Raw genomic sequence first — 24,426 nt, 5'->3', positions numbered from 1 at the left:
CATGCCCGCGCTGATCGACCTCATCCTTGCTGGCCAACGTGTCGAATATCATTTCCCGTGGTCGCGCGCCGTGGTGACTCCGAAAAAATGGGGCTTTGCCGTCGAGCAACTGGCCGAGGGCCACTGGAGCTTGCTCGGCCTATGGGGTGAGCCAGGCGCCGTCCACATGGCACTTCTCGATGAAAGCGCCGGGGACATCGGCGTCGTCAGCCTGGAATGCCCCAGTGGCCGCTACCCATCGGTCGGCCGGCTGCATCCGCCCGCACTGCGGCTCGAACGTGCGGCTGCTGACCTGTTCGGGCTCCTGCCACAAGGCGCGCCTGATACGAGACGGTGGCTTGATCATGGCCACTGGGGTGTCAGCTATCCGTTGAGTACCCGCGTCCGGACGTCTGCTGCGACTGCCTTCCCGTACAGTTTCCTGCCTGCAGAGGGGGAGAGCCTGCATCAGATCCCGGTCGGGCCCGTGCATGCCGGCATCATCGAGCCGGGCCATTTCCGGTTCACGGCGAGCGGTGAAACGGTCGTCCGGCTGGAGCAGCGCCTCGGATACGCGCACAAGGGTATAGAAGGCCTGATGGCGGGGTCCGACATCGACCGTGCAGCCAAATTGGCGGGCAGAACCTCTGGCGACAGTACCGTGGCATACTCCCTCGCTTTTGCCCGCGCGGTCGAGGCGGCGCTGGGTGTCCAGGTTCCCCCACGCGCGGTCTGGCTGCGAGCGCTCATGGCCGAGTTGGAGCGCCTGGCCAATCATCTGGGCGACATCGGCGCTATCTGCAATGATGCCGCCTTCGCGCTCATGCATGCCCACTGTGGGGTGCTGCGTGAGCGCGTATTGCGGGCAAGCGATGCTGCCTTCGGTCATCGTTTGATGCGCGACTGCATCGTGCCCGGAGGCGTGGCAAGCTTCCTGAGCGATGAGGGCACGACAGCGCTCAGGTCCCTGATCGCAGAGATCAGGCAGCGGTTTCCCGCGCTGGTCGAGCTTTACGACAACACGGCGTCGCTGCAGGATCGGACTGTCGCAACTGGCCGGCTGAAGGTGGAACTCGCTCGTCAATATCGCGCCGGAGGCTACGTTGGCCGGGCCTCCGGTCGGGACTTCGATGCCCGACGCAATCTCGCTTATCCACCCTATGGCGAACTCGCCTTCGATGTACCTCTCCTCCAGGAAGGCGATGTGAACGCCCGTGTATGGATTCGTATCCACGAGGTCGAACAGAGCCTGTCCCTGATCGAACAAGTCCTGCGACAACTGCCAGACGGGCCGATCCGCGTCGATTTCGCGCAGACAAACCGATCGCATGAAGGCATGGCGCTCGTCGAAGGTTTCCGCGGCGACATTCTGGCCTGGCTGCGCATTGGCAAGGGCGGCTTGGTCGAGCGCTGTCACCTCCGTGATCCGTCATGGTTTCAATGGCCGCTCCTTGAAGCGGCGATCGAAGGAAACATCGTTGCCGACTTTCCGCTGTGCAACAAATCGTTCAACTGCTCTTATTCGGGCCATGATCTCTGAAGGCACGCTATCATGCGCAAGCTTCTTTTTGAAAGCCTGATACGCCCCCCTCTCACCGAGCATCCGCCGTTGGCAAGCAGCACGGCAGTCGACGAACTCGCACGCGCGCTCGATGGGGCTGCTCACAAACGATTGGGGCGAAGCCTGTCGATCCGGGCGGTCGATGCCGGTTCCTGCAACGGCTGCGAACTTGAGATGCACGCGCTGAACAACGCCTTCTATGACATCGAGCGTTTTGGGATCCGGTTCGTCGCATCACCGCGCCATGCCGATGTACTGCTCGTCACCGGGCCGGTCACAAAAAACATGCGCGAGGCATTGAAGCGGACCTACGACGCAACACCCAACCCAAAATGGGTGGTCGCACTGGGAGATTGCGCAGGCAATGGCGGCTGTTTCTCCGGCAGCTATGCGGTGGTGCGCGGAGTGTCCGAGGCCTTGCCTGTCGATCTGCACATTCCAGGTTGTCCGCCGCCGCCAATCGAAATTCTGAAAGGCCTGCTCGCCTTGCTTGAGGGCGTGAATTCCAAGACTGGTGCTGCCCGAAGGTGACTATGTAGAGGCTTTGCCAAGGTTGGCCTTGTCGCTGCATAGATCCAACCAATGCGTAGCCGTGAGTTTAAGGGCATCAGCCAACCTCTGTCCCAAACTTGGAAGGCGCTCGGCGGCGAGAACGGCTAAAACGCCTGCTTTTTCGCCGGCAGCCCAGCGCTTTCGATCGAAGGGGAACCCGTTCCCTAGTCCGAAATGGTTACTTGCGCTGCAGCTAATGTAGTTACAATCTTGTGCAGTCGGAAGCTGCATGGGCCGGCCAGGCGCGAGTACCGTCTTCGCCGGCGTCTCAAGGCAGTCGACCACACGTTTGCGGTGCTCTAAGGGGGAAATCAATGAGATTGACGATTATTTGTGCGGCAATTGTGATGGCCGTATCCACCGCCGCCGTTGCACACGAGAAAAAGAGGGTGGTCAGTACAGCAGTAACGTCGTGCTGCGCCGACCTGTCGGGCAGCACGATCAAGAAAAACAGGGAAACAAAATTGGACTGCAGTTCAACCGGAACTGTCTCCAGCGCGATTTCGAAAGACAAATCGGAGCCGCGCCTGGGATATGAAACGGTTAATCCTGCAATCATATCGATCTATTAGCTGAGGAAATACCAGGCAGGTCTATCGGCGCTCAGGCTTCGGGAGCAGGGCCTGGACCGACTCGCGGCCATTGCCTGCGGACCATATTCAAGCATCGATCAAGTCGGACGCCGCCGCGAAATCAGCCGTTAATCGCTTGGTGGCGGCGCTCGGCCTCATTGCGCATGCCTGCGCTCAATGTTTGATGCGGTCACGCATTGCGTACCAAAGCATGCCGAGCACATAGAGCGGGCCGCGCAGCGCCGTGCCGCCGGGGAACGGCAGCGGGCTTAGGGTCGAAAACAGATCGAGCCGCGAAGCATCACCGGTGATCGCCTCAGCGAGCAGCTTGCCCGACAGCGTCGACAGGATCACCCCCTTGCCCGAATAGCCATGCGCAAAATAGACGTCGCCATAGCGACCGACATGCGGCAGGCGCGATGTCGTCACCTGGCATTTGCATCGAAATCGCAGCCGAATGCAGCCATATCGGGCGTGGCGCAGTAGCCGAAGGCTGGTGAGGTCGGAATCAGAAAGGCCACCTGCGCTCAACGGCCATTCGCCCGGCGGACCCGCCAGATGACATTACCGACGTCATCGGCGACGAGCAGTGCGCCAGTCTGATCGATAGCGACGCCGACCGGCCGGCCCATCGCCTCGCCATTACGCCCGATGAAGCCAGTGAGCACATCTTCCGGTGGACCGCTCGGTTTGCCACCATGGAACGGCACGAAGATGACCTTGTAGCCGCTGTGCACGCTTCTATTCCACGAGCCGTGCTGGCCGACGAAGGCGCCGTTGCCGTAGGCCGGACCGAGCCGCGCGCCTTTGGAGAAGGTCAGTCCCAGCGAGGCGGTATGAGAGCCCAGGGCGTAATCGGGCTTGATCGCTGCCGCCACGAGATCGGGGCGCTGCGGCTTGGCACGTTCGTCGACGTTCTGTCCGTAGTAGCTGTAGGGCCAGCCGTAGAAAGCGCCGTCACGAACCGAGGTCATGTAATCCGGCACAAGGTCGTCGCCGATCTCGTCACGCTCGTTCACGGCGACCCAAAGCTGGCCAGTCTCAGGATTCCAGGAGAGCCCGTTCGGGTTGCGCAGGCCCGAGGCGAAGACCCGAGTGCGGCGGGTAGACCGATCCACTTCAAGGACAGCGGCGCGGTTCTTCTCCGCGGCTATGCCGTTTTCTCCAACGTTGCTGTTGGAACCAACGGTGACATAGAGCTTGCGTCCATCCGGAGTTGCGATCACGTCCTTGGTCCAATGATGGTTGAGGTCCCCGGCCGGCAAGTCGATGATCTTTTCCGGCGACGTGCTGACTCGGGTCTGGCCATTGGAGTAGGGGAAAGCGACCAGCGCGTCGGTATTCGCGACAAAGAGTTTGCCTTTGGACAGCGTCATGCCGAAGGGCGAATTGAGGCCTTCCGCGAACGTCGTGCGTACATCCGCAATGCCGTCGCCATCGGTGTCGCGCAGGAGCGTGATGCGGTTGGCGCTTTTGGTCGCGGCGCCAGCCCGCTTCATAGCCAGGTCCATGAAGACCTTTCTAAGACTGAAGCCTTCGTCATGCTTGGCAGGGGCATTGGTTTCAGCAACCAGCACGTCGCCGTTCGGAAGCACATGTAGCCAGCGCGGATGATCGAGGCCGGTGGCGAAGGCGTTCACTGTCAGCCCCTTCGCCGGGGTCGGCATACCTTCTTTCTGCCAGCCTTTCGCCTCGGCGATGTTAACAGTCGGGATCAGCGTCGGTCTTGGTTTCGGTAAAGTGGGGTTGGGGCCATAGCCGGTTATTGCACCAGTTTTTTGCGCCGGAATGCCAGCGCAGCTCGCCATGACGGTGCCCAACACCGCTACGAGTACGCTTCCTGGGAAGCCGGCATGCATCGGACGTCCTCCGCATGGATTTGTGTCGCGCTCTTTGTGCAAACGGAAGTCAGTGGCTTATTCTTCCAATTGCCTCGAAACAGCGGCGCTCGTGATCCCAGGGCCAGGAATTCGCGACAGATCTGCGCTCGGTAGAAATATGGCGCGAGAAGATTGTGGCAACCGCGCGAATATCTGTCGCGCAATATGAATCATGGGCCAACATGCGTTCGAATGGAAGGAGACCGTGAACGGCGGGACCCACAATGACCCACCGATTGCACCAGCTGGTGAAACAGCTGTTGTTGCTGCTTAGCAAGACGCTGCAAATCTGCTAAAGTCTGCGGTGGGAGGAGACGGATATCCAATCGCTGCCGATAGCACATCCAAGTGTAGCGAAGGCGACACCCGGCGCATCACTTCCGCTCGCCTATTCCCTCGCGACGCTCTGCTGGCTCCTGTCGGCCGGCGTCTATATCGCCGCCAAGTGGGTTGCCCCCGAGATGCCGCCTTGGGCGCTCTGCTTCTGGCGGCTGACGCTCGCGTGCGCGATCCTGCTGCCTATCGTCCATCGTCATCACGGGGCGATGCTCGTGCTGATCCAATCCCGGGTGATCGAGGTGCTGGTCATCGGCACTATCGGGCTAACCTTGTGTCAGGGCATGATCTACACGGGCCTCAACTACACCAACGCGACAACCGCCGGCATCATCATGGCGCTGTCGCCGATCATGACCATGGTGCTTGCCCGCTTCGTGCTCGGCGAGCCCCTCGGTGTCTGGAAAGCGCTTGGAGCGCTGGTCGCTCTGGCCGGGATGGTGGTGATCGTGGCGCGCGGCGACCTTGCCGCGCTGATGCAGCTGCAGTTCAATCCCGGCGAGTTGTGGATCGTCGGCAGCGCGTTTTGTTGGGGCCTCTATACCGTGCTGCTGCGTCGCGCCAAATTCGCTATCGAGCTTCTGCCGATGGTGGTCCTGCTGCTGGGAGCCGGCGCGCTGGCGGCACTGCCCTTCTATCTCTGGGAACTGTTTTCCGGGGATCGTTCGGCACTGCATGCGAACGGCCTTCTGGCTCTCGCCTATGTTGCCGGCCCCGGCGGCGCTCTGATGTACTATCTCTACAACCGTAGCGTCGAGACGCTTGGTGCGGGGCGCGCCAGCATGCTGCTCTATCTCCAGACCGCCTTCGTCGCCGTTCTCGCTTATCTGGTCCTTGGCGAAAGCTTGCACGACTACGATCTCGCCGGCGCCGCCTTCATCATCGCCGGCCTGCTGCTCGCCACCGCGATCAAGCCGAGGCAGCGCACGGTGCGTGTCGCGTAGGCAAACATCAGTTCCGCTGCTTCGGCGAGCAGCTCGCAAAATCAGAGCGCCACCCGAAGCAAGCCGGGTCACTGAAGCCGGCTGTTGTGGCGCAGCACGAGGCCGACCGCGCCGAGCAATGCATCGTTCTCCGTGTGCTTGCCAACGATTATCCGCGTGCGCAGCGCAGGCGCCACATCGCGGGACTTGATGAGCGTGTGGCGTTCATATGATGCGATCAGTGGCGCCAGGAGAATGTCGCCCGCCAAGGCCATGCGGCCGCCGATGATGATGAGCGGCGGATTGAGAACCGAACCGATCAGGCCAAGGCCACGGCCGGCGAACTCGGCGGTGTCCTCGATCATCCGCAGCGCCCTCACGTCGCCCTGCTCGGCCATCATGATCACGTCGTCCATCGTGACCGACCGCCGCACGATGCGCGAAATCTGCTCGAGCGGTCCGGCAAAGCTGGCATAGAGCTCCAGGCATCCTCGATTGCCGCACCGGCAAAGCTCGCCGCCGGGATCGATGCTAATGTGCCCGAATTCGCCGGCGCCGCCGGCGATGCCGCTCACCAGCCGGCCATGTTGGACAATGGCCCCGCCGACGCCCAGATCGATCTTGAACAGCACGAAATCGTCCTGGCCGACGGCCGCGCCCCACATCAGCTCCGCAATGGCCGAGCAGTTGCTTTCATTGTCGGCGAAGATCGGCTGTTCGAGAACCGGCCCGAACACATCGCGGATGTTGACCCCGGCCCAGGTCGGAACGATACTCGCGCGCAGCACCACTCCTTCGCGGCTGACTGGGCCCGAGACGGAGACCCCAACCCCCAGGAGCCCCGCCATCGGCAGACCGTTCTCTTTGTAGCATTGGGCAATCACTGACTTGGCGAGCTGGGCCGCCTGTTGCGGCTGGTAGTCCAGACCCATGGGGATAGTTTGTTCGGCAATGAAAGAATGCGAAACGTCAGCGACGACGCACCGCATCTCGTCGAGGGCCAGATGGATGCCGACGCAAGTGCCTGCGGCGGGATTGAGCGTCAATGTCATGGCAGGCCTGCCGATACCCCTGGCCGAGTCATGATGGGCCGAGGATTCGATCACCATCCCGGACTTTCTCAAGCCGTTGAGCGCGGTTGAAACCGTCGACCGCGCCAAACCGGTAATGCGGGTAATTTGCGACGCAGAAAGCACGCCGCGCTCGCGCAGGCATCGGACGATCAGGCTCTCCGGCGACGCGGACGGCCTGTCGATCAGCCAATTTCTAAGCGAAGGTTTGTTCATGATGGGCACAAAGCACGTTGACTGATAGCCCAAATATGTCATCTTGGAAAGAACGGAGATTACTGAATCTCGCCGGCCACGACCTCAAATCGCGGGCCACAAGCGGTCGATACGAACCGTGCATCACATATGGGAGTGAAACGATGAAATACCTGAGGACGGCCTTTGCGGCCGCTACCGCCTTCACCTTGATTACCGGAACAGCCCTCGCGGAGCCGAAGACCAACCTCTTGCATCAATGGGCCACCGGATCGGACGCCCAGGCTATCGCCAAGCTCGGCGAGATGTTTACCGCCAAGGGTGGCACCTGGCAGCAGACCTCCATCGCAGGCCATACGGCCAATACCCTGGCCAAACTGCGTGCTGATGTGATCGCCGGCAACGCACCTCCCGCTGTGCAGCTCAAAGGCCCCGAGATCGCCGAATGGAACGAGACGGGCATGACAGCCAATCTCGACGACCTGGCGAAGGCGGAAAATTGGGAGAAGGTCGTCGCTCCCGAATTGCTGCCGGTGATGAAGCCGACCGGGAATTGGGTGGCCGCGCCGATGAACATCCACCGCATCAACTGGCTGTGGGCATCGCCGAAGGTCATGAAGGACGCGGGCGTCACCGAGATGCCGAAGACATGGGCGGAATTCAACGCCGCCTGCGACAAGATCGTGGCCAGCGGCAAGATCTGCATTTCGCACTCGACCGCCGACTGGACCGACTCGACCGTCTTCGAAGTGGTCGTGTACGGTCAGGACCTCGATCTCTACAAGAAAGCTTTCGTCGAGGGCGGCGTCGATGCCATGCGCAGCGACGGCATGGTCAAGGCCTTCGAGCAGTTTCGCACCATGACCTCGAAGTACATGGACCCCGGCATGAACGGGCGTGACTGGGATACCATGTCGCATCTCGTCGGCCGCGGCGAGGCCGCCTTCCACATCATGGGCGACTGGACGATCGGCCTGCTGACGGCCGGCGGCTTCAAGGAGGGCACCGACTATGTCTGCGCTCAGGCGCCGACCGATTGGGGCAAGCCCGGTTTCATCTTGAATTCAGACTCCGTCGTGTTCTTCAAGCAGAAGGACCCGGACTATATCGAGGGACAGAAGCTGCTTGCCAGCATCATCCTGTCGCCCGAATTCCAGACCATTTTCAATCAGACCAAAGGGTCCATTCCGGCCCGCCTCGACGTCGATCTTTCGAACGGCTTCAATCCCTGCCAGCAACTCTCGCAAAAGGATCTGCAAGCCTCGATCGCCGCCGGCACGCTCGTGCGTTCGATGGCGCACAACATGACGGTTCCGCAAAAGGTCCGCGGCGCAATAATGGATAGCATCACGGAGTTTGTAGCAACGCCGGATATGAGTGCGCAGGACGCGGCCAATGCGATGGCGGATGCGGCCGAAGCGCAGAAGTGACGCTGCCGATGATGGCCGGGGGCGAAGCTCCCGGCCAGACCTCGCCGGAGCAGCCCGATGTCCACCCATGATCTGATTGTACCAGCCGCAGCTGCCGCGGCCCGTCCGTGGCGCGAGCGCCTGGGCACGATGGTGCCCATTCTGGTGCTGGCGCCGTCGATAGCGGCGAGTTTCATCTATGTTTTCGTCTTCACGCTCTGGACACTCTACATCTCGCTGTCCAATTCGTCGCTGTTGCCGACCTATGGGTTCGTCGGCCTGGACAATTACGCTTCGCTCTGGGCAAACCGGCGCTGGAACATCGCCTATACCAATCTCTTCCTGTTCAGCGGCTTCTATATCGTTGGCTCGATGGCCGTTGGCCTGCTGCTCGCGATCGCGATCGACCAGCGCGTCCGCGGCGAGGCGGCTTGGCGCACCATCTTTCTCTACCCGTTGGCGGTGTCCTTCATCGTCACCGGTACGGTGTGGAGCTGGCTCTATAATCCTGTCGACGGTATCCAGGCCTTCGTTCGCGGGCTTGGCTGGACCGACTTCAGCTTCGCCCTGACGGCCAACCGCAACACTGCGATCTATGCGGTGATCATAACCGGTATCTGGCAGTCGTCCGGCTTCGCAATGGCACTTTTCCTGGCCGGTCTGCGGTCGGTCGATCCGGATCTCGTCAAAGCCGCGCAAATCGACGGCGCGTCGGTTTTCCGGACCTATCGGAGGGTCATCCTGCCAACCATCGCTCCGATATTCCTGGCGGTGGCGGTCATTCAGATACAATTCGCCATCAAGACCTTCGACCTGGTGGCGGCGTTGACGCGAGGCGGCCCAGGTGTGTCCACCACCTTCCCCGCCATCTATGTCTACGACCTGATGTTCCAGCGCGGCCAAATCGGCGAGGGTGCCGCCGCGGCGATGATGATGCTCGCGGCGGTCGCGGTGGTGCTGGTGTCTTACTCGTTGTGGATCGTCTGGCGCCGGCGGGCGGAGGGCCGCAATGGCTGAAATTGCTCCCGATGCCAGCTTTGATCCGGCCCGCCCCAATCCGACCGGCTTTGATCCGGAAGCTGCCGCCGCCACGCGCCGGCATTTCTGGAGCCGCTTCCTTGTCTATGCCGTGCTGACGCTTTTCGCGATCGTCTATCTCGTGCCGCTACTGGTGGTGATCTTCAACTCATTGCGCGAGCAGTCGGAGATTGCCCGCAACGGCCTCATCTCCGTACCGCGCAGCTTCCGGTTCGATGCGTGGGCGCAGGCCTGGGGATCCTACTGCGTCAGCGGTACCTGCGAGGGCATGAAGCGCAATTTCTTCAACTCGCTGGCGATGACGATCCCCGCCACCATCATCTCGACCATTCTCGGCGCCATGAACGGCTACATCCTCTCCAAGTGGCGTTTCAGGGGTTCCGAAATGATCTTCAATCTGATGCTGCTCGGCGTATTCATGCCCGGCCAAATTTCGCTGATGCCGTGGGCGTTCCTGCTCGGCAAGCTCGGCCTGACCAATTCCACATACGGGCTGGTGTTGATCCACGTCGTCCAGGGCATCTCGTTCACCACCCTGTTCTGCCGCAATTTCTACGTCAGCATACCGGACGACCTGATCAAGGCGGCACGCATCGACGGCGCCGGCTTCTGGCGGATCTTCCGCAAGATCATCCTGCCCCTGTCGCCGCCCATCCTGATCGTCACCGTCATCTGGCAGTTCACCGGCATCTGGAACGAGTATCTGTTCGGCGTCGTCTTCACATCGGGCCAGCAGCAGCCGATTACGGCGGCGTTGGTCGCGCTCACGGCCGGCGGCACGACCGCGCGTGCTTACGATGTGATGAGCGCAGCCGTGCTGATCGGCGCGTTGCCTCCGCTGCTGATCTATCTGTTTGGTGGAAAATACTTCGTGCGCGGCCTCACCCAGGGCGCCATAAAATGAGGCGTCGCCGATGTCCGCGTTGATGATCCGCAACCTTCACAAGAGCTACGGCTCGCTCGAGATTCTTGCCGGCATCGATCTCGAGGCTAAGACCGGAGAATTCGTCGCCCTTGTCGGCCCGTCGGGTTGCGGCAAGTCAACCTTGCTCGCCATGATCGCCGGACTGGAAACCGTCACGTCGGGCGAGATATGGATCGGCGACCGGCTGGTGAACTCGGTGCAACCCAAGGACCGCGATATTGCGATGGTGTTCCAGTCATACGCCCTCTATCCCACCATGACGGTGCGCCAGAACATCACCTTCGGCATGGAGAGCCGCGGCGTGCCAAAAGCGGCGCAGGCGGAAGCTGTCCAGCGGGTTGCCGCACTCCTGCAGATCGAACAGCTGCTTAAACGCAAGCCCGGCCAGCTCTCGGGGGGCCAGCGGCAGCGCGTTGCGATGGGGCGTGCCCTCGTGCGCGACCCGAAGCTGTTTTTGTTCGACGAGCCCTTGTCCAACCTCGACGCCAAGCTGCGCGTCGACATGCGTACCGAAATCAAGAAGCTTCACCATCGCGTCGGCAAGACCACGGTGTATGTCACCCACGATCAGGTCGAGGCGATGACGCTTGCATCCCGCATTGCGGTGATGAACCAGGGCTCGGTACAGCAGTTCGACACGCCGAAGCGGATCTACGACCGGCCGACCAACATGTTCGTTGCCGGTTTCATGGGATCGCCGGCGATGAATTTCATTCCCGCCCGGCTTACGGGCTCGACCAGCATCTCGGTACGCGCCGCTGACGGCAGCGACGCCAGCCTCGCCCTTGCCGCGCCGATGCCCGCCGGTGCGCCACAGGACGTCGTGCTCGGTATCCGGCCGGAACACATCTACCGTTTCACGACCGATCTGAAGTCGCGCAAACCTGCTGTGGCGTCCATGCAGGCGCCGGTCGAATTGGTCGAGCCTACCGGGGCCGAGACGCTTGCCGTGCTCAGGCTGGGTGACCTGGAGATCACCGGCCGTTTCGAGCCGGATGACGCTCCCGTCATGGGCGAGACGATAACGCTAGGCATCGACATGTCGCGTGCCTGTCTGTTCGATCCAACAACCAAGGCGCTTCTGTAGTTTGATGTCCGTACAATTCGCGACTTATCCGAGCTTGACCGATCGGGTCGTGCTGATCTCCGGCGGCGCCTCCGGCATTGGCGCCGATATGGTCCGCGCCTTCGTGGCGAACGGCGCCCGGATAGCCTTTCTCGATGTGCAGGACGAACCAGCGGAGGCGTTGGTGCGCGAGCTCGCTGGTGCCGCCGGGCAGGCTCCGTTATATCTCCATTGCGATGTGACCGACGTCGATGCGCTAAAGGCGTCGGTAGCAGGCGTGCGCGCGCGGCTTGGTCCGGTCGCCGTCCTGGTGAATAACGCAGCCAATGATCAGCGCCATCCCATCGACGCGGTAACGGCCGACTATTGGGACCGCAGCTTCGACGTCAATCTGAGGCATCACTTCTTCGCCGCGCAGGCAGTGCATCCGCATATGAAGGAACTCGGCTTCGGCTCGATCATAAACTTCTCCTCCATTGCCTGGCGGTTCGGAGCGGACCAGATGGTGGCCTATGCCACCGCCAAGGGGGCCGTGGTGGCGCTGACGCGTGCGTTGGCGCGGTCGTTCGGACCGGATAACATCCGCGTCAATGCGATCGAACCCGGCGCCGTCATGACCGAGCGGCAGCGCGAGCTGTGGTTCAAGACGCAGGAGGCAGTCGACCAGACGGTGCAGCGGCAATTGATTCGCCGCGTCCTGCTGGGCGAGGAGATTGCACGCACCGTGCTCTTCCTGGCGGCCGACGACAGCCGCATGATCACCAAACAGTCCATAACCGTCGATGCCGGTCTGCGCTAGTGACGCCTCTCCGCTCTCCATTGGAACCGCCAAGCTGATGTTTCGTCTCGGCCTCAACCCTTACGGACTGACCTACTATCTCGGCCTGCAGGGCCGCGGCACGCCGCGGCACAATCCGGACGGCGTGGGGCTGGAAGGCTTCATCACGCTGGCGCAGGAACTGGGCGCACGCACGCTCGAGATCTACGAACCCTGGTTGACCGACTTGACTGACGCCGAAATCGTCGCCCTGCGCAGGCGTCTTGCCGCGCTGGACATCGTCCCGGTGGTGAGCGGCGGACTTCTAGTGGCAGGTCCGCTGGACAACGCCTTTCGGGCTGCGCGCCTGCTCGAGGCGACGACGATCCGTATCGCACTGACGCCTGTCCTGTGCGGCGACCGCAATGCGTGGGGTCCGAAATGGAGCGAGTTCAACGCAACGATTCGCGCTGCCTTGACGGAATGGGGGCCGCGTGCGGCGGCCGAGGGACGCGTGCTCGGCATCGAGAACCATCAGGACTTCGGCAGCGACGAACTGGTTGCGTTCTGCGAACTCGGCGGGCCGGGTGTCGGCATCACCTACGACACCGGCAACACCTTTCCTGTCGGCGAGGCGCCGCTTGCCTTCACGCGCCGGATCGCGCCCCATGTCCGCCACGTTCACCTCAAGGACTATCGCGTCCAGTTCACGGATGAGGGCTACCGCCTGGTCCGCTGCGCGATCGGCGACGGCGCCGTGCCTTTCGCCGAACTGGCAGCCATCCTTGGCGAGCACCACGACACGCTGACGGCGGTGCTTGAGCCCGGCGCGCTGGAGGCCCGTCACGTTCGCTGTCTCACCGACGACTGGTGGAACGGATATGCGCCGAAGACCGCCCGCGAATTCGCGGCCTGCCTGAGTGCTGCGCGCCTGAACCGCCTTGCGGACGACGCCGACTACCGCACGCCATGGGAGCGCGATGATGACGGTGCGCTCGTTTCGTACGAGCTCGACATGATCCGGCGCAGCGCCGCCAACATGATGAAATTCGATTTCATTGCAATGGAGAAATCAGCATGACTGCCCGAGAACTCAGCGGCCTGACCGCCTTCGTCACCGGCTCGGGACGCGGCCTCGGCCGCGTGATGGCCGACCGCTTGGCCGAACTTGGCGCAAACGTCGCGGTCCACGACCTCGATTGGGCCCGGCCATCTCAATATGGCGAATTCGCGGACCTCGGCGACTCTGCCAGGGGCTTGGAGAAGCATGGGACGCGCATCACCGCGGTCACCGGCAACATCGGCGACAAGCAAGCTGTCGCGGAAATGAAGAGGAAGATCGAGGCGGAGCTCGGCGACGTGCACGTCTTGGTAAACTGCGCCGGCGGCGACATCGGCGCCAAGGGCGTAAAGCCCAATCCCAACAACGCACTGGACATCGACTACGAAGACATCAAGGTTCTAACCGAGAACAACCTCATCGGCACGATGCTGGTCTGCCAGGCGTTCGTTCCGCCGATGGTCAAGCGTGGCTCAGGCTCGGTGATCAACATCGCCTCGGCGGCAGCGCATATCGGATGCTCGCCCGAGGTGGTCTACTCGACGCTCAAGGCGGCTGTCGTCCATTATACGCGCTGCCTCGCCAAGGAACTGATCGACGATGGCGTACGCGTCAATGCGGTGAGCCCCGGCGCCACCAAGACGGCACGGTTCCAGGCGAGCCGCGTGGTCGATCCGCAGCGCATGGATTCGAGCAAGAAATCGCTGAACCGGTATGCGGAGCCTGAAGAGATCGCCGAAGCGGTGGCCTTCCTCGCCGGTCCGCGCGCGCGCTTCATCAACGGGCAGGTAATCCGAGTCGATGGCGGTTTCACGATCTTTCCAGGTTAGGCCGCGATCGTCCATACCGGGTACCGGAAGCAACTTCGCCATCGCGCGCTGTAAATAGCTCCGCCCGAGTTCGGCCAGAACTATGCACTGCATTACAGTCGGAGCTTGACAAAAACTGCGGTATAGCGGGTATATTAATCGAATAATATGACACCATCCATTGTGAGGAAGGCGGGTGGCAAACCTGGGAGGAGACCAAGATGAGCCGCTACAAGTCAGTCGGATTCCTGCACGGCATGGTTTTGGGCGTGGCCCTGACGACCGCGACTGCGGCCCATGCCGAGACCTTGACGCTCTATTGGAACGCCGGCCACGCCTATCAAGCTTATGCCGATGCAATAGCAAAGTTCGAGGCCGATCATCCCGGATGGTCGGTGCAGTGGGAGAAATTCCAGTGGCCGGATATGCGCACCAAGCTGGTGGCGGATTTTGCGGCGAAGAGTCCGCCCGATCTCGTCGCCGAACCCGGCGGCTGGGTGCAGGAATTCGGCCAGCGGAATCTGCTGCGGCCGCTGAACGACTTCATCGAACAAGACGGCAAGGCGATCGGCTATCCCGACGACTGGCAAGCCTATTCCGTCGAGCGCAACAAACTCGGCGACCAGTACTATGGCGTCCAGATCCACCTCACCTGCGCCACCCTCGTGTACAACGTCGATATGCTTAAGCAGGCGGGCTTCGACGCGCCGCCTGCGACCTGGGAGGAGTTCCTGAAGGTTGCCAAGGCGACGACGACCGGCGCCCGCTTCGGCTTCGCTCCCAACCCCAGCATCGGATATTATTCGTCGTGGCTGCTGCAGAACGGCGTAAGCTATTACGATCCCAAGACAAACAAGGTCAATCTCGACAGTCCTGAGGCGATCGAAGCGATCCAGTTCCTCGCCGACCTGATCCACAAGGAAAAAGCAGCGACCAAGCCGGCGGCGGGTGCTGACTATGAGGGTCCGCAAAAGCTGTTCACGGCCAACCGGGTCGCAATGATCATAACCGGTCCGTGGGACGTGAAGCCGATCCGCTCGGGCAACCCGAAGCTCAACTGGGCGGTTGCGCCATCACTCAAGCACAAGGTGCAGGCGACGTTCGCGGGCGGCGTCAGCGTGATGATCCCTAAGGACGCCAAGCACCCGAAGGAGGCCTGGGAGTTGTTGAAGCGGCTCGTCGCGCTCGACACGGAACTGGCGGCTACCAAGGAAGCGGGCATGACGATGCCGCGCAAATCCTGGGCCGAAAACGCCGAGGTTCAGGCCGATCCGGTCATCGGCAGCTTCAGCAAATGCCTGCCTTACGCGCAAGACGTCACCGCCGAGCTGCGCCTCACCGGCAAGCACGCGCGAATCGAGAAGCTTCTGCAAAGTGCGCTCGAGGATATCATCTACAATCAGAAGCCAGCAGCCGAGATTATGCCGAAATTCGCGGCCGAGGCCAACGTCATCCTGGCCAACAACTAGGCCGATGTTTATCAGCGGCAGCACCGATACGGCCGATACGGACATTCGCGTCGGCGCGATGCCGACCCGGCGAGCTGCCCGCTTCAGCCGGCGCACCAGACAAACGCTTCTCGCTTACCTGCTGCTGTCGCCAGCAATCCTCTATTTCTCGGTCTATTTCTTCTATCCGATAGGACTGGAGTTTTGGGCGAGCCTGTACAGCGGCCAGCCGCTGATCGGCGAGAGCCGATTCGCCGGACTGGACAACTACGTTGCTGCCCTCGGCGACGCGCGCGTTCGGCAGTCGCTCTTCGTGACGCTGGCCTTCGCGATAGGCGTCACCGCGGCCAGCATCGCCATTGGCCTCGGACTGGCGGTCGTGCTCAACCGGCCGATCCCGGGGCGCACTCTGATCCGCGCAATCATCTTCTTTCCCTACATCACCTCCTTCGTGATCGTCGCGTTGATGTGGCAGGCAATTCTCGATCCCTACACTGGCATCTTGAACAGCTTCCTTGCCGAGCTTGGGCTGCCGACCCAGAATTGGCTCGGCGACACCTCGACCGCGCTGCCGACCCTCATCGCCATCACGGTGTGGAAGGATGTCGGCTATGCCATGCTGATCTACCTCTCCGCGTTGCAGTCGATCCCGTCCGACTTCTACGATGCCGCATCCATCGACGGCGCCACGCCGACGCAGCAATTCCGCTATCTGACCTGGCCGTTGTTGACGCCGACCACGCTGTTCATCGCGGTCGTCAGCACGATCAGCCAGCTACAGGAGCTGGCGCCGGCCTACCTGATAACCAAGGGCGGACCGGCCGACGCGACGCGGTTCTTCAGCCTGCACGTGTTCGAGGCAGCCTTCTTCGAGCTCAACATCGGCTACGCCTCGGCGCTGTCTTTCCTGATGTTCCTGCTGATCCTGGCCATCACCTTCGTTCAGTTCCGCCTGCTCAACCGCGAAACCACCTATTGAGATTGGCATGACATTCGCAAAAACGCTCCCGTCCTACCTACTGCTGCTCTTCTGCGTGGCGCTGTCGATCTTTCCGTTCCTTTACATGCTTTCGCTGTCGCTGCAGAGCGATGCCGACGTCTTCAGCGGCATTCCGATTCTGATCCCCGAGACGTGGCAATTCACGAATTACATCGACATCTGGCAAAAGGCGCCGTTCGCGCGTTTCACGCTCAACAGCTTCATCATCGCCGGCGGGATTACCTTCCTCCATCTGATCTTCGATCCGTTGATCGGCTACGTCTTCGCGAAAATGGAATTCGCCGGTAAGCGCGTCATGTTTGTCGCGGTGCTGTCGACGCTGATGATCCCATTCTTCATCCGCATGATCCCGCTCTATGTGCTCACCGCGCGGATGGGATGGCTCAACACCTATCAGGGCCTTATCCTTCCATTCGCCATGAGCGCCTACGGAATCTTCCTGATGCGGCAGTTCATCCGTCCGATTCCCGACGAGTTGCTTGACGCTGCACGGATGGACGGCTGCTCGGAACTCGGCCTTTACTGGCGCATCGTGCTGCCGCAGGTCCGTCCGGCACTGGCGACGCTGGCCCTCCTCACCTTCGTGTTCCAGTGGAACGAATTCCTCTGGCCGCTGGTCGCCGTCAACACCACCGAAATGCGGCCGATCACGACGGGACTGACGCTTTTCAACCAGGAATTCTTCACCCAGTGGAACCTGACGGCGACGGGCGGGATCATTCTCTTCATCCCGAGCCTGCTGCTGTTCCTCTTCACGCAGCGCTACTTCGTCCGCAGCGTGATGCTGGCAGGCATGAAATGACCATTCGGAGTTATTGCATCCCATGACGTCTCGCCGACCGAACGTGATCGTCTTCTTCACCGACCAGCAGCGTTGGGACACCGTTGGCGTCCATGGCAATCCGCTCGAGCTTACGCCAAATTTCGATCGCCTCGCCGGGACCGGCACGTTCGTGGCGAATTCGTTTACCTGCCAGCCCGTTTGCGGCCCCGCCCGCTCCGTCTTCCAGACGGGGCGGTACCCGACCATCACCGGCTGCTACCGCAACGACATCCCACTGCCGAAGAGCGAGCGCACGCTCGCGCACCATTTCGCCGCAGCAGGTTATGACACCGCCTATATCGGCAAATGGCACCTGGGGTCCGCCGAGCCGGTCACCCAGGAAGAACGCGGCGGCTATCGCTACTGGCTGGCCTCCAACATCCTGGAGTTCACTTCCGGCCCCTTCGACACCGTCGTCCACGACAATGACGGCAAGGCGGTGAAGCTGCCGGGATACCGCGTCGATGCCCTCACCGACGCTGCAATCCGCTATGTCGCATCGAGGGAAGACGAGCCGTTCTTCCTATTCCTGTCCTTCCTCGAGCCGCATCACCAGAACCAGACGGACAACTACCCTGCCCCGCTCGGATACGAGGACAGGATCCGCAAGAAGCTCGCCATTCCCGGCGATCTCGCCGCACTTGGCGGCACGACAGCGGAACATTTCCCCGGCTATCTGGGCATGGTCGCACGCCTCGACGAGGCGTTTGGACGGCTGGTCGAGGCGCTCTACAGCCTTGGCCGGCTTGACGACACGATCATCCTCTTCACCTCCGACCATGGCTGTCACTTCAAGACCCGCAACAACGAATACAAGCGTTCCTGTCATGAGGCGTCGATCCGCGTGCCGACGCTATTCCACGGCCCCGGCTTCCAGCGCATCGGCACATATGAAGGCCTGGTCAGCCTCGTCGATCTCGCGCCGACCCTGCTCGCCGCGGCCGGCCTGAAAGTGCCCAATTCGATGCAGGGCGTCTCGCTGCTCGACGCACTGCAGGGCGAACGGCCGTCGCGCGACGAGATATTCATTCAAATCAGCGAGCACCATGTCGGCCGCGCGTTGCGCACCAGACGGTGGAAATATGAGGTCGAGGCGCCGGGAAAAGACGGCTGGCGGGATTCCGGCAGCGATTTCTATGTCGAGGCGAGGCTCTACGACCTCGATGGCGATCCGAACGAGCTAACCAATCTCATAGCTTCGCCCGATCACGCAGAGACGCGTGCATGGCTGCGAGGCCGCATCGTGGCCCTGATGGAGGAGGCCGGCGAGGCAAGGCCCGAGATCCTTGCCGCCGGGTATGGAAGCTGGAATGAAATCCGGCTGAGCGACAGCTGATCATGTCACGTCGCGCAGCGGATCCAACAATGCACGAGAGAAGTTCCGATCGCAGAAAGGCGCCGACCATGGCCGATGTCGCCCGGCGCGCCAATGTATCGACCGCTGCCGTGTCGTACCTGCTCAGCGGCGACAGCACGCGCCTGAAGTTCGTCGGCAAGGAGGCGCGGCAGCGCATCCTCGAGGCCGTCGCTGAGCTCAACTACGTGCAAAACCGCACCGCGCGGCAGCTGCGCCGCCAGCAGGCCGAGCGAATCTGCCTTGTACTGCCTCGTCTCGGCGTGCCGTTCAGCGACCGGATCGCGCAGGATATCCAATCTGCAGCGGCGCTGAGGGGATTTTCGACAATTATCACCGCGGGAGACGCCTTCGAGCGAACCGACCGGATCGTGAGGGAAATCGAGAGCGGGCTGGCAGACGGCATTATCGCCGACTGGCAGCATCTCTCCGAGCCCGAGGTGATGCTCTTGGCCGCGCGCCTGGCGGCCGCGGGCCGGCCAGCGGTGATCTTCCATCCGACCATCGAGCCGGCAGGCTTCTCGGTTGTGCGCCAGCATACCGGCAGGGCCGTCTTCGAGGCTCTCGACTACCTCTACGGAGCCGGCCATCGCTGCATCGCCTATATGGTGCATGAGCAAGCGGTGGACGCGAGCCGTCTCGCCGCCTATCGCAGCTTCCTGCAAGCACGCGCCCTTCCGCTGCGAGACGACCTGGTGATCGGCGGTGCAGAGGCGCGCAAGGCTGCGTTTGCCAATGCTACGGCGCTGGCCGCCCGCAAGGATCGGCCGACCGCGCTTTTCGTCGAATCCGATTTTGCCGCCGTGACCGCCCTGCACGCATTCGAGGAGGCCGGCCTCTCCGTGCCCGGCGACATTGCAGTCATCGGCTGCGGCAATATCGACGAGGGCGAATTCAGTCATCCGGCATTGACGACAATCGGCCCCGAAACTGCCCACTACGACCATCTTGCCGATCATCTGATCTCATTGATCTCAGCAACACCGGGCGCAATACCTACCCTTTTCAGCGTTTCGTGGCAGTTGGTCCGTCGCGCGTCCGCATGAGCAGGATCGCCGCTATTTGACGCCCACGCTTTCAGGCCAGAGGACCTGGATTTCCTTTGGCAGCGCATCCCGCACCTTTGCCGACTGGCCAAGGTCGATATGCCGTGCAAGCACACGCAGCACTGAGCGTGCCGCATCCTCGGGATCGACAGGACGAGTCGATTTCAATTCATCGGCGATGTGTTGCAGGAACTTCTCGAGCGAGCGTGTCTTGTCGGGCATGTCGGCGGGCCGATAGCGATCATAGTAGGCGCCGCGCACTAGCAGCGGCAGTTCCGCTCCCAAGTTGGCCCCAGTCCGATCTGCAGCCTGTCGCGAAGGGTTCGCAGAACGGCGCCCAATGTATGCCAGGCGACGTGTCGATCCGGACCAAGATCCGCCATGATCTCGTCAAGCCAGATGTTTGTTATTTGCAGCGTTTTGTCAAAAACGTCCAAGCCGGTTGCGCTCATCGTCGCCTCCTCGAAAGGTTCTGCGGGCGAAACGGCGACCGGAGATTATTGTTTCGTGGTCCTGTGAAAATCGTCCTGGCAAAGCGGCGGAAACCGGTTCGGTCGAAGAGCCTGTCGGCGTCAGGTCTGCTCTACACTCTGCATCTGCTGGATTTCGGCGATCTGTCGGAAGCGGCCGTTTTCCACCCCGTTGAGTGCAGTCACAGCGGCCAGATTGTCGCCCTTTTCATCCCACCGCACCGGCTCGCGATAGGCGATTCCCTTGAAACGGATATCGCGCACCGCCGCCAGAACGTCGCGCCGGCTCGGATATCCCTTGGATACAGTGCTGGCGTCTTTGATCGCGGCAAGGAGAAGGCAGGCCGAATCGTAGGCATTCACGGCATAATTGCGCTTCGGCTTCGCCTCGCCAGCTTCGGCGAGCGTCGCTTCCAAGCAATCCCTTCGCGCGTCAACGACGCCCGTTCAACCTTCCCACAGTTGTATTCGGCGCCCTGCGTTCCGATCATTAAAGTCGTCCTTGCTGATCCGAAAGGTGGTTGTCCTCCGCCTAACTGAGCTTGTGCTCATCGGTTCCGAACGCCGTCTCAGCAATGAGACCAGTCCTCACGTTGCCCGAGCCCGGGTATCTCTTGACTGACTGAGCGGCCCGCGCCGACAATGGCATTGGGAAGATGGCGGGATGGCGCCACGGTGTTCGGCACCACTTGGCGATCAAGCTGCGAAAGGGCTGTCATGGATTGGAAGCTGGAACTAGTCCCGGTCCCCGTATCGGACGTCGATAGAGCAATTGCCTTTTATGTTGGGAAGGTCGGCTTTCATCTCGATCACGACCACACCGTAAGCGACGAGATACGTTTCGTGCAATTGACGCCGCCCGGTTCGGCCTGTTCGATTGCCATGGGCAAGGGCCTCGTCGACAGCCCCGCGGGATCCATAAGGGGCCTGCAACTGGTCGTGCCCGATGTCGATGAGGCACACCGGTACCTGGCCGCTCAAGGTATCGAGGTCAGCGATATCAAGGATTTTCCCTGGGGCAGATTTGTCTTCTTTGAGGATCCCGACGGCAACACCTGGTCTGTCCAGCAACTTCCACCTCGCAGCTGAGGTGGCGCGCTGCGGCAGTGTCGTGCCCCGACGCAGATAGCGCGGGATGCACGGTTCAATTCGAACGCATCCCGGCCTAACGCCTCTTCTCGTCGAAGGCGGCATTCCAATTGTGATAAGGCGCGCGATAGGTGGGGATGCGGTCCTCGACATCGGCAAGCGCTTCGAACGGCTTGTGCGGTTCGGCCTGATACCAGAAGGCGACCGACGAAATGTCGTCCGAGCGGCGATTGGCGTGACCGTGCTCGATGGTCACCCGGATCCGTTTGTGGAAGATGACCGGGTCCTCTATGTGCCAGCGATAGAGCGTAACCGGCTCGGTCCAGTTCGGCCCGCCGGCGGCGATGATGCCGTGATAGGGCGCGCTGTAGTCCTGTGTCGGGCACCATGCCGTATTGAAATAATCTTCCGTGCCGGTGCCGTGCAGCGTCGGCGGCCAGGCATCGTTGGCGCCGGGGCCGGTCTCGCCGCGATCGTCGATCAGTTCGGCCTTCGGTCCGATGCGCGGATCGGGCTTGCGCACTGTATCCGGCACGGAAATGCCCGGCTCGCCATCGACGAAGATCATGTCGTCGCCCTCGCCATACCAGTCCCATAGTGCGGAACGCCGCCGCGAATAGACGGAATAGAGCACGCCGACATAGTGGCCATGACCTTCCGCCTCCAGGATGGTGTAGTTGCGGTTCCCGTCGGTGTTTTCCCCGCCAAACAGGACCTGCTCGTTGGCCAGCCCCGTCTCGTCTATGCCATCAGGTCGCTGCTGCCTGTATTGGGCGTGGAAGCGGCCCAGGCCTTCCTCGAGTTCCTCATGCAGTTCGAGATCGACATAGTAATAGAAAAGCAGGTCGTCCTCAGCCTCATTGGTGACGGTGAAGCGCATGTGGCTGGCAAACGGCATCGGAAAGTAGCAGTTGAAGGCCTTGCCATCCTCGGGACTTGCCTGCACCGGCAGGCTGGCAAAATTGCGCGTGCGGGCGTGGCCCATGCCGAAGAAATCGCCGATCGGCGTTTCGATGCTCGGATGTGCCTCACCATCCCAATAGGCGCGCAATACGATCTTGCGCAGGAACGCCTCGCTCTCGCAGGCGAGCGTCGCCCAGATATGCGTGACGATGCCGGCACCGTCATGCTCGGCAATCACCACCGTCTGGCCGGGTTCAATGTGCAGCCGGTCGTCATTGCCGCCGGTGTGGTCGTAGCTTGAGAACCGGCGGGTTTTGGCGTCGCGCAATTTGGCGAGCCCGCGAAGCGGCGACAAGCCGGCATTATCCATGTGTTTCTCCTCTTGCTTCAGCGGTTATTTCAGGCCGCTTGTCTTGATCGATTCCATGATCTGGCGTTGGAAGATCACGAAAAGAACCAGCATCGGCACGGCTACGATGGTCGAAGCGGCCATGACGTAGTTCCAGGCGGCGGCGTACTGGCTCTTGAAGTTCGCAATGGCTACCTGCACCACCCAGAGATCGAGGTCCGATGTGATCGTCAACGGCCACAGGAAAGCATTCCAGTTGGCGAGGAAGAACAGGATCGCCAGTGCCGACAGGATCGGCCGGCTGAGCGGCAGGATGATGCTCCAATAGATGCGCCAGTAGCCGGCACCATCCATGATCGCCGCTTCTTCCAGTTCCCTGGGCAGCGACAGGTAGTATTGCCTGAGCAGAAAGATGCCGAACGCGTTGAAGATCGCCGGAATGATCAGCCCGGCATAGCTGTCCAGTATGTGCAGCATCCGCGTCAGGATGAACAGCGGCACGATGATGACCGGCAGCGACACCAGGAAGGTCGAGAACATGGCAAGGAACAGCGTGTCGCGGCCCGGAAAACGGAGCCGTGCGAGCGAATAGCCGGCCATCGAATGGAAGAACAGCGCGGCGACCGTCACCGTCGCCGACACGAAGAACGAATTGAAGAGATAGCGCAGGAACGGCACCTCGGTCAGCACATAGAGGAAATTGCCGAGCGTCGGGCGTTCCGGAATGAGGCTCGGCGTGAAGACGTCGCTCGCCGGCTTGAGCGAGATGATCAGCATCCAGACAAGCGGGAATACCGTCATCAGGCCAAGTGCGGCGGTTGCCAGCATCCAGGCAAGTCTCGCCGCTCGTATCTGCGAACGGCCGGAAGGAGTTCGGCCGTCAGTCATGCTCGAAGCGTCCGCCGCGCGTCAGCACGAAGAAGAAGACCGTGACCAGCATCAGCGCCAGCACCAGCAGCGATGCCATTGCCGATGCATAGCCGAACGCGCCGAACTGGAATGCCTGCTTGTAGATATAGATGATCAGCACCGAGGTCGAATTGACCGGACCGCCTTTGGTCATCACATAGATCAGGTCGAAGACCTGGCCGCCGGCGACAGCCGCGACGAGCGAGACCAGGAGGACGAAGAAGCTGGTCGGCTTGAGCAAGGGCAAAGTAATGTACCAGAAGCTCGTCACCGGCCCGGCACCGTCGATCTTTGCAGCTTCGTAGTACTCTGCCGGGATGTCCTGGAGCCCGCCGAGGAAGATCAGCATGTAGAAACCCATCAGGAACCAGACGCTGACCAGCACCAGCGTGAACAGCGCCAGATTTGGATCGCCGAGCAGCGAAATTCCGCCGAGGCCGACGAGCGGCGCCAGCCGGCTGACGATGCCGACCTTTTCGACCAGCATGAGCTGCCACACGAGCGCCACCACGACCAGGCTGACCATCTGCGGCGCAAAGAACATCGAGCGCATGACCGCGTTGAAGCGGTTGGTCTTCTGCACCAGAAGCGCCAGTCCCAGTCCGGCGACGTAGAGCGCCGGCACCAGCATGACGGCATAGGCTACCGTCACCTTCACCGACGACCAGAACAGCGGGTCGCCCCACATGCGCCTGTAATTGACGAACCCGACGAACCTGTAGCCGCCGAAGCCGTTGACCTCGAAAAACCCGACGGCGAGCGACAGCAGCATCGGCACGCCGACGAACACCAGCAAGCCGAGCGCATCGGGCAGGACGAACAGCCATGCGGCGTAGCGCTCCCTTTGCTTGGCGGTGAGGCCGCGGGCGGAATTCGCGCCCGCGGCTGGCGGTTTCATCTGAT

Annotated in this window: 23 protein-coding genes and 2 pseudogenes; 17 read left to right on the top strand and 8 right to left on the bottom strand. The window is 61.6% G+C overall.

From position 1 onward, the window contains the following. The first annotated feature begins 1 nt into the window (after position 1). From NKI70_RS14875 to NKI70_RS14865, 3 genes are all read left to right on the top strand, one after another. A complete protein-coding gene (locus NKI70_RS14875; protein ID WP_352690536.1) occupies positions 2-1,519 on the top strand; it encodes a hydrogenase large subunit in 1,518 nt (505 codons plus the stop codon). A gap of 12 nt (positions 1,520-1,531) precedes the next feature. Next, a complete protein-coding gene (locus NKI70_RS14870) occupies positions 1,532-2,071 on the top strand; it encodes an NADH-quinone oxidoreductase subunit B family protein (protein WP_352586695.1) in 540 nt (179 codons plus the stop codon). Positions 2,072-2,406: 335 nt separating this feature from the next. Next, the gene (locus NKI70_RS14865; RefSeq protein ID WP_352586693.1) at positions 2,407-2,664 is read left to right on the top strand and encodes a hypothetical protein; all 258 of its coding nucleotides are present in this window, start codon (positions 2,407-2,409) and stop codon (positions 2,662-2,664) included. A 174-nt stretch (positions 2,665-2,838) separates the two neighbouring features. On the opposite strand, the pseudogene NKI70_RS14860 reads toward NKI70_RS14865, so the two are convergent. Next, positions 2,839-3,093: pseudogene (locus NKI70_RS14860) on the bottom strand (FAD-dependent oxidoreductase); the annotation flags it as partial. Positions 3,094-3,191: 98 nt separating this feature from the next. Beyond that, positions 3,192-4,523: a PQQ-dependent sugar dehydrogenase gene (locus NKI70_RS14855; protein ID WP_352724690.1), complete on the bottom strand. Its 1,332-nt coding sequence runs from the start codon at positions 4,521-4,523 to the stop codon at positions 3,192-3,194. A 341-nt stretch (positions 4,524-4,864) separates the two neighbouring features. Here NKI70_RS14855 and NKI70_RS14850 point away from each other — a divergent pair, with 341 nt between their 5' ends. After that, positions 4,865-5,824 (top strand): DMT family transporter, encoded by a 960-nt coding sequence (locus NKI70_RS14850; RefSeq protein WP_352469816.1) that lies wholly within the window; start codon positions 4,865-4,867, stop codon positions 5,822-5,824. Positions 5,825-5,892: 68 nt separating this feature from the next. On the opposite strand, the gene NKI70_RS14845 is transcribed toward NKI70_RS14850, so the two are convergent. Then, positions 5,893-7,089, bottom strand: coding sequence for an ROK family transcriptional regulator (locus tag NKI70_RS14845; protein ID WP_352697494.1), 1,197 nt, complete (start codon positions 7,087-7,089; stop codon positions 5,893-5,895). A 143-nt stretch (positions 7,090-7,232) separates the two neighbouring features. Between NKI70_RS14845 and NKI70_RS14840 the strand changes: the two genes are divergently transcribed. From NKI70_RS14840 to NKI70_RS14785, 12 genes are all read left to right on the top strand, one after another. Next, positions 7,233-8,498 (top strand): ABC transporter substrate-binding protein, encoded by a 1,266-nt coding sequence (locus NKI70_RS14840; protein WP_352697492.1) that lies wholly within the window; start codon positions 7,233-7,235, stop codon positions 8,496-8,498. Between the two features lie 57 nt (positions 8,499-8,555). Further along, a complete protein-coding gene (locus NKI70_RS14835) occupies positions 8,556-9,494 on the top strand; it encodes a carbohydrate ABC transporter permease (RefSeq protein WP_352697490.1) in 939 nt (312 codons plus the stop codon). Then, positions 9,487-10,419: a carbohydrate ABC transporter permease gene (locus NKI70_RS14830; RefSeq protein ID WP_352697488.1), complete on the top strand. Its 933-nt coding sequence runs from the start codon at positions 9,487-9,489 to the stop codon at positions 10,417-10,419. The genes NKI70_RS14835 and NKI70_RS14830 overlap by 8 nt, the downstream gene beginning before the upstream one ends. Positions 10,420-10,429: 10 nt before the next feature. Beyond that, positions 10,430-11,527, top strand: a complete 1,098-nt coding sequence (locus NKI70_RS14825; RefSeq protein ID WP_352454145.1) for an ABC transporter ATP-binding protein — start codon at positions 10,430-10,432, stop codon at positions 11,525-11,527. Positions 11,528-11,531: 4 nt separating this feature from the next. Beyond that, positions 11,532-12,305 carry an SDR family NAD(P)-dependent oxidoreductase gene (locus tag NKI70_RS14820; RefSeq protein WP_352454144.1) on the top strand — a complete coding sequence of 258 codons (774 nt, stop codon included), beginning with the start codon at positions 11,532-11,534 and terminating at the stop codon, positions 12,303-12,305. A 37-nt stretch (positions 12,306-12,342) separates the two neighbouring features. Continuing rightward, entirely contained in the window at positions 12,343-13,344 is a 1,002-nt protein-coding gene (locus NKI70_RS14815; protein WP_352448127.1) for a sugar phosphate isomerase/epimerase family protein, read from the top strand. Further along, positions 13,341-14,153: an SDR family NAD(P)-dependent oxidoreductase gene (locus NKI70_RS14810; RefSeq protein WP_352448128.1), complete on the top strand. Its 813-nt coding sequence runs from the start codon at positions 13,341-13,343 to the stop codon at positions 14,151-14,153. The genes NKI70_RS14815 and NKI70_RS14810 overlap by 4 nt, the downstream gene beginning before the upstream one ends. Positions 14,154-14,353: 200 nt before the next feature. Next, positions 14,354-15,601 carry an ABC transporter substrate-binding protein gene (locus NKI70_RS14805; RefSeq protein ID WP_352454143.1) on the top strand — a complete coding sequence of 416 codons (1,248 nt, stop codon included), beginning with the start codon at positions 14,354-14,356 and terminating at the stop codon, positions 15,599-15,601. A 4-nt stretch (positions 15,602-15,605) separates the two neighbouring features. Then, a complete protein-coding gene (locus NKI70_RS14800) occupies positions 15,606-16,559 on the top strand; it encodes a carbohydrate ABC transporter permease (protein ID WP_023675501.1) in 954 nt (317 codons plus the stop codon). Between the two features lie 7 nt (positions 16,560-16,566). Next, complete coding sequence (locus NKI70_RS14795; RefSeq protein WP_023675500.1) at positions 16,567-17,382, top strand: carbohydrate ABC transporter permease; 816 nt, start codon at positions 16,567-16,569, stop codon at positions 17,380-17,382. Between the two features lie 22 nt (positions 17,383-17,404). After that, a complete protein-coding gene (locus tag NKI70_RS14790; RefSeq protein ID WP_352697486.1) occupies positions 17,405-18,739 on the top strand; it encodes a sulfatase family protein in 1,335 nt (444 codons plus the stop codon). A gap of 68 nt (positions 18,740-18,807) precedes the next feature. After that, positions 18,808-19,803: a LacI family DNA-binding transcriptional regulator gene (locus NKI70_RS14785; RefSeq protein WP_352568066.1), complete on the top strand. Its 996-nt coding sequence runs from the start codon at positions 18,808-18,810 to the stop codon at positions 19,801-19,803. A gap of 12 nt (positions 19,804-19,815) precedes the next feature. Here the strand turns inward: NKI70_RS14785 and NKI70_RS14780 are convergent. Together NKI70_RS14780 and NKI70_RS14775 are read right to left on the bottom strand one after the other, a co-directional pair. Continuing rightward, a pseudogene (locus tag NKI70_RS14780) lies at positions 19,816-20,255 on the bottom strand (DUF2267 domain-containing protein). A 120-nt stretch (positions 20,256-20,375) separates the two neighbouring features. Further along, positions 20,376-20,690, bottom strand: coding sequence for a hypothetical protein (locus NKI70_RS14775; protein ID WP_352697484.1), 315 nt, complete (start codon positions 20,688-20,690; stop codon positions 20,376-20,378). A 300-nt stretch (positions 20,691-20,990) separates the two neighbouring features. Here NKI70_RS14775 and NKI70_RS14770 point away from each other — a divergent pair, with 300 nt between their 5' ends. Continuing rightward, positions 20,991-21,362 (top strand): VOC family protein, encoded by a 372-nt coding sequence (locus NKI70_RS14770; RefSeq protein WP_352568068.1) that lies wholly within the window; start codon positions 20,991-20,993, stop codon positions 21,360-21,362. 76 nt (positions 21,363-21,438) lie between these two features. Here the strand turns inward: NKI70_RS14770 and NKI70_RS14765 are convergent, their stop codons facing one another. From NKI70_RS14765 to NKI70_RS14755, 3 genes are read right to left on the bottom strand one after another with little or no spacing between them, the layout of a single operon-like run. After that, positions 21,439-22,635, bottom strand: coding sequence for a glycoside hydrolase family 172 protein (locus NKI70_RS14765; RefSeq protein WP_352697482.1), 1,197 nt, complete (start codon positions 22,633-22,635; stop codon positions 21,439-21,441). 24 nt (positions 22,636-22,659) lie between these two features. Then, the gene (locus NKI70_RS14760) at positions 22,660-23,502 is read right to left on the bottom strand and encodes a carbohydrate ABC transporter permease (protein ID WP_352697480.1); all 843 of its coding nucleotides are present in this window, start codon (positions 23,500-23,502) and stop codon (positions 22,660-22,662) included. Then, positions 23,495-24,421 (bottom strand): carbohydrate ABC transporter permease, encoded by a 927-nt coding sequence (locus NKI70_RS14755; protein WP_352568071.1) that lies wholly within the window; start codon positions 24,419-24,421, stop codon positions 23,495-23,497. Before NKI70_RS14755 ends, NKI70_RS14760 begins: the two co-directional genes overlap by 8 nt. Between the last annotated feature and the right edge of the window lie 5 nt (positions 24,422-24,426).

It is taken from the genome of Mesorhizobium sp. M0500, from assembly GCF_040321165.1.
Classification (GTDB): domain Bacteria; phylum Pseudomonadota; class Alphaproteobacteria; order Rhizobiales; family Rhizobiaceae; genus Mesorhizobium.
The sequence above is the reverse complement of the archived record's forward strand: the minus strand, read 5'-3'. Positions and strand labels throughout refer to the sequence as shown.

Coding starts and splice junctions, on each gene's coding strand:
- NKI70_RS14875 (WP_352690536.1), top strand. CDS start 2: ATGCCCGCGCTGATCGACCTCATCCTTGCTGGCCAACGTGTCGAATAT.
- NKI70_RS14870 (WP_352586695.1), top strand. CDS start 1,532: ATGCGCAAGCTTCTTTTTGAAAGCCTGATACGCCCCCCTCTCACCGAG.
- NKI70_RS14865 (WP_352586693.1), top strand. CDS start 2,407: ATGAGATTGACGATTATTTGTGCGGCAATTGTGATGGCCGTATCCACC.
- NKI70_RS14855 (WP_352724690.1), bottom strand. CDS start 4,523: ATGCATGCCGGCTTCCCAGGAAGCGTACTCGTAGCGGTGTTGGGCACC.
- NKI70_RS14845 (WP_352697494.1), bottom strand. CDS start 7,089: ATGAACAAACCTTCGCTTAGAAATTGGCTGATCGACAGGCCGTCCGCG.
- NKI70_RS14840 (WP_352697492.1), top strand. CDS start 7,233: ATGAAATACCTGAGGACGGCCTTTGCGGCCGCTACCGCCTTCACCTTG.
- NKI70_RS14835 (WP_352697490.1), top strand. CDS start 8,556: ATGTCCACCCATGATCTGATTGTACCAGCCGCAGCTGCCGCGGCCCGT.
- NKI70_RS14830 (WP_352697488.1), top strand. CDS start 9,487: ATGGCTGAAATTGCTCCCGATGCCAGCTTTGATCCGGCCCGCCCCAAT.
- NKI70_RS14825 (WP_352454145.1), top strand. CDS start 10,430: ATGTCCGCGTTGATGATCCGCAACCTTCACAAGAGCTACGGCTCGCTC.
- NKI70_RS14820 (WP_352454144.1), top strand. CDS start 11,532: ATGTCCGTACAATTCGCGACTTATCCGAGCTTGACCGATCGGGTCGTG.
- NKI70_RS14815 (WP_352448127.1), top strand. CDS start 12,343: ATGTTTCGTCTCGGCCTCAACCCTTACGGACTGACCTACTATCTCGGC.
- NKI70_RS14810 (WP_352448128.1), top strand. CDS start 13,341: ATGACTGCCCGAGAACTCAGCGGCCTGACCGCCTTCGTCACCGGCTCG.
- NKI70_RS14805 (WP_352454143.1), top strand. CDS start 14,354: ATGAGCCGCTACAAGTCAGTCGGATTCCTGCACGGCATGGTTTTGGGC.
- NKI70_RS14800 (WP_023675501.1), top strand. CDS start 15,606: ATGTTTATCAGCGGCAGCACCGATACGGCCGATACGGACATTCGCGTC.
- NKI70_RS14795 (WP_023675500.1), top strand. CDS start 16,567: ATGACATTCGCAAAAACGCTCCCGTCCTACCTACTGCTGCTCTTCTGC.
- NKI70_RS14790 (WP_352697486.1), top strand. CDS start 17,405: ATGACGTCTCGCCGACCGAACGTGATCGTCTTCTTCACCGACCAGCAG.
- NKI70_RS14785 (WP_352568066.1), top strand. CDS start 18,808: ATGGCCGATGTCGCCCGGCGCGCCAATGTATCGACCGCTGCCGTGTCG.
- NKI70_RS14770 (WP_352568068.1), top strand. CDS start 20,991: ATGGATTGGAAGCTGGAACTAGTCCCGGTCCCCGTATCGGACGTCGAT.
- NKI70_RS14765 (WP_352697482.1), bottom strand. CDS start 22,635: ATGGATAATGCCGGCTTGTCGCCGCTTCGCGGGCTCGCCAAATTGCGC.
- NKI70_RS14760 (WP_352697480.1), bottom strand. CDS start 23,502: ATGACTGACGGCCGAACTCCTTCCGGCCGTTCGCAGATACGAGCGGCG.
- NKI70_RS14755 (WP_352568071.1), bottom strand. CDS start 24,421: ATGAAACCGCCAGCCGCGGGCGCGAATTCCGCCCGCGGCCTCACCGCC.